This window comes from Myxococcus vastator (assembly GCF_010894475.1).
GTDB classification, from domain to species: Bacteria; Myxococcota; Myxococcia; order Myxococcales; family Myxococcaceae; genus Myxococcus; species Myxococcus vastator.
This window is the reverse complement of sequence record NZ_JAAIYB010000608.1, coordinates 1-3,888: the sequence shown is the minus strand read 5'-3', so window position 1 is coordinate 3,888 and position 3,888 is coordinate 1. Positions and strand designations below refer to the sequence as shown.

At 69.0% G+C, this 3,888-nt stretch carries 3 protein-coding genes; all 3 read left to right on the top strand.

Features of this window, described 5'->3' with window-relative positions; genetic code table 11:
• The coding region (locus tag G4D87_RS34795) for a formate dehydrogenase accessory sulfurtransferase FdhD (protein WP_205507837.1) at positions 1-441 on the top strand (441 nt) is incomplete at its 5' end.
• A gap of 331 nt (positions 442-772) precedes the next feature.
• The gene (epsZ, locus tag G4D87_RS34790; RefSeq protein ID WP_163786971.1) at positions 773-2,257 is read left to right on the top strand and encodes an exopolysaccharide biosynthesis polyisoprenyl-phosphate hexose-1-phosphate transferase EpsZ; all 1,485 of its coding nucleotides are present in this window, start codon (positions 773-775) and stop codon (positions 2,255-2,257) included.
• A gap of 111 nt (positions 2,258-2,368) precedes the next feature.
• On the top strand, positions 2,369-3,888 hold a 1,520-nt coding region (gene wzx / locus G4D87_RS34785; protein ID WP_163786970.1), incomplete at its 3' end, for an exopolysaccharide biosynthesis flippase.

Genomic DNA, 3,888 nt, shown 5'->3' with positions numbered 1-3,888 from the left:
GTCCTCCACCCCGACGCCGTGGCCCGCGCCACCGAGCGCCTGCGCGACGTGCAGCGCAACTTCGCCCGCACCGGAGGCGTCCACGCCGCCGCCGTGCTCGATGCCGACGGCCGCCTCCTGGCCGCCCATGAGGACGTGGGCCGCCACAACGCCGTGGACAAGGCGGTCGGAACGCTGGTGCTGGCCGGCACCATGCGGGGCCTCCGGGCCCCTCGCCTCCCGCTGACGCGTCAGGCCGCGGTGCTCGCCGTCAGCGGACGCGTCAGCTTTGAGCTCATCCAGAAAGCCGCCATGGCCCGGATACCCATCGTCGCGGGCGTCTCCGCCGCCAGCTCCCTCGCGGTGGACCTGGCCCTGCGTTCTGGAATGACGCTGGCCACGTTCGTCCGGAACGGGCGCTTCAACGTCTACACCGCGCCCGAACGCCTGCTGCAGGTGTAACCTCTTGAAACTCCTGGTGCCCTTCCCGAAACTCCCCGGCGCCTGGCAGCATCCGTGCCTTCACGTCAGACCGGCATTGTAAATGCAAAGAAACCGTGACGTAGGAAACCCGCGGGAAGCCGCGGTGAAACACAAGGTGTTGGTGACGCTCGGTGCGCTCGAACCTCGGTAGGGCCGTCATAAGATTTCACCCGCTGTCACGTCTTACTGACGCAGCAGGGGTTGCAACGCGCCGTAATATCGGGCAAAACTGGTTTCCTTCCGACTTAAACATTTCTAGCCTCAACGGCGACCTCTGCTTCAACCGCACGAAAGTGGGCAGCAGAGGGGGGTGGACACGATGAGCGGCGCAACGGCAAGTGCGGCGGTGGTCGGTGTTCCTGGGTCGGCCAACGCTCAGGGACCAGCAATTGAAGAGGTGCAGGGGCCGCCCAAGCTGGCCCCGGGGTTCGCGGCGAAGCTGAACCTCACGGTGGACCTCATGCTGCTGTCGTCGGTGCTCGTGGGCTCGGCGTGGCTGAGCGGGCAGCTGTCGGCGGAGTCCGGCTGGAAGGTGTCGGGGCTGGTGCTGGCGGCGTGGATGGTGTGGATTGTGACGGGCACCGCGCTGTGCCTGTACGACTCGCGCTTCGCCGAGCGCAGCAAGCTGGACCACGTGGCGCTGGTGTCGGTGACGACGCTGGCGGTGGTGACGGTGCTGACGCTGGGCAGCGTGGCGCTGCCCACGGTGGTGACGGCGCCGGTGGTGGGCCCGCTGCTGTTCATCTTCTGGCCGGTGACGCTGCTGTTGCGCCTGTGCGTCTTCCGCCCGGTGGCCTCGCAGGAGCGCCCCATGGACGCGGTGCTCATCGTGGGCACGGGCGCCATGGGCCGCTACACCGGCGAGGACCTGGCCCACCGCGGCCGCCGGCAGATTCTGGGCTACGTGCGCTTCCACGACGACAACGGCTCCACGGGGGAGCTGCCGGGCCCCGTCATCGGGTCGGTGGACGACCTGGAGCGCATCCTCCGCAACACCGCGGTGGATGAGGTGTACATCGCCGGCAACACGCTGAAGCAGGGCGAATCCATGCAGGCGGCCATCAAGCTGGCCGAGCGCTTCGGCGTGCCCTTCGCGCTGCCCGCGCACAGCTTCCGCCTGGACCGCGCCCGCCCGGTGGAGCGCCGCGCGGTGGCGGACGGCTTCCTGCACTTCGCGGCGGTGAGCCCCAAGCCGCACCAGATGGCGATGAAGCGCTTGTTCGACATCTGCGTGTCCGCGGCGGCGCTGTGGGCGCTCCTGCCACTGCTGGGCGTGGTGGCGCTGGCGGTGAAGTTCACCTCCAAGGGGCCCATCTTCTTCAAGCAGCTGCGCGTGGGGCAGAACGGCAAGCCCTTCTACATGCTGAAGTTCCGCTCCATGGTGGTGAACGCGGAGGAGCTGAAGGAGAAGCTGGCCGCGCACAACGAGCAGACGGGCCCCGTCTTCAAGATGAAGCACGACCCGCGCATCACCGGCATCGGCCGCTTCATCCGCAAGTTCTCCATTGATGAGCTGCCCCAGTTCATCAACGTGCTGCGCGGGGAGATGAGCATCGTCGGGCCGCGCCCGCCGGTGCCCACCGAGGTCGCCAAGTACGAGGCGTGGCAGCGCCGCCGCCTGTCGGTGCGTCCGGGACTCACCTGCATCTGGCAGGTGTCAGGACGGAACCAGATCTCCTTCGAGGAGTGGATGTACCTGGACATGCAGTACATCGACCACTGGAGCCTGACGAGCGACCTGCGCCTGCTGCTGCAGACGGTGCCGGTGGTGCTCACGGGCCGCGGCGCCAGCTAGCGAGCCTCCAGGCGACCCAACCTTTGCGGGGGCGGCATTGACGTGCCGCCCCCGCTCGTTTTCTATGCACCCGGGCAGTCCTGGCCGGCGCCGGGGCCGCACGCTCCCACCGTGAACAGTCCCAGCCCTTCCATTTCGCAGGACGCGGGCGAGCGCGAGCGCTCGCATGAGGCGATGGGCGCGGTGCGCAACGGGCTGCAGCTCGGCGGCTCGCTGCTCATCACGTACGCCATCGCCATGGGCGTGCGCTTCCTGCTGCCGGCCCACCTGGGGCCGGAGAGCTTCGGGCGCTTCAACTACGCCGACAGCTTCTCCGCCGTCTTCTTCATCGCCACCCACCTGGGCCTGGAGATGTACATCCGCAAGGAGGTGTCGCGCCGGCCCGAGCACGCCAGCGACTTCTTCGGCAGCACGCTGCTGTTGCGGCTGGGCCTCACCGCGGTGCTGATGGGCGCCATGGCGCTGGTGATGGCCCACTTCGACGAGCCGCCCGAGGTGCGCCAGCTCGTCTACGCCTTCGCGCTGGCCCAGTCGCTCATCATCATCAACGCCTCCGTGGCCGCGCTGCTGCACGCCAAGGGCAAGGTGGCGGGGCTGTCCGTCTCCAACATCGTCACCAAGCTGGTGTGGGGCGGAGGCCTGCTGGCCGTCGCCGTGGCGGGCCTGCCGCTGCCGTGGCTGGCGGCGCCGCTGGTGGCGTCGGAGGCGGTGAAGCTGGCCGTGGGCTGGTACCTGGCCCGCGAGCACATGGGCCTCACCTTCAAGGTGGACGTGCCGGCCACGCTGAAGGTGCTCAAGGCCAGCCTGCCCTTCTTCATCACCGGCGCGGCGCTGGCGGCCAACGGGCGCCTGGACGTGATGATTCTGGGCATGGTCTCCAGCCACGAAGAGGTGGGCTGGTACGGCGCGGCGTGGAACATCGCGGGCCTGACGTTCTTCCTCAACCCGGTGTTCGGCTGGGTGCTGATGCCGCTGGCGTCGCGCGCGGCCGAGCGCTCCGAGGCGGAGCTGACGAACCTGACGCGCCGCTCGCTGGAGGGCACGCTGGCAGTCACCGTGCCCATGATGATGCTCATCGTCCTGGGCGCCCCGCTCTGGGTGGGGCTGATGGGCGGCGCGTTCTCCGAGTCCGCCATGCCGCTGCGGCTGATGTCGCCGCTGTTCGTGCTGGCCTTCGTGACGATGAACGCGGGCCTGTGGCTGACCATGACGAACCGCGAGTGGTGGGTGACCATCACCAGCGTGATTGGCAGCGTGGTGCTGATTCCCCTCCTCAACCTGGCGCTGGTTCCGCTGATGCTGTCGGCGCTGGGCAACGGCGGCGGCGCGGCGGGCACGGCGCTGGCCATGCTGCTCATGGAAATCTGCGTCACCATCAGCCTGCTGGGCCGCATGGGCAAGGCGGCCTTCGACGCGCGCCTGCTGTCCATGATGGCCAAGACGGCCGCCATCTGCGCGGCCATCGTCGCGCTGGACCAGACGCTGCTGGCCTTCCTGAACCCGTGGCCGCGCATCACCGTGGAGGCCGTGCTGTACCTCGTCGCGGTGCTGGCCACCGGCGCGGTGCGTCCCGGCGAGGTGCTCCAGGTGGTGCGCATCGCCCGCCGCCGTGGAAACCCCACGCCCGAGGC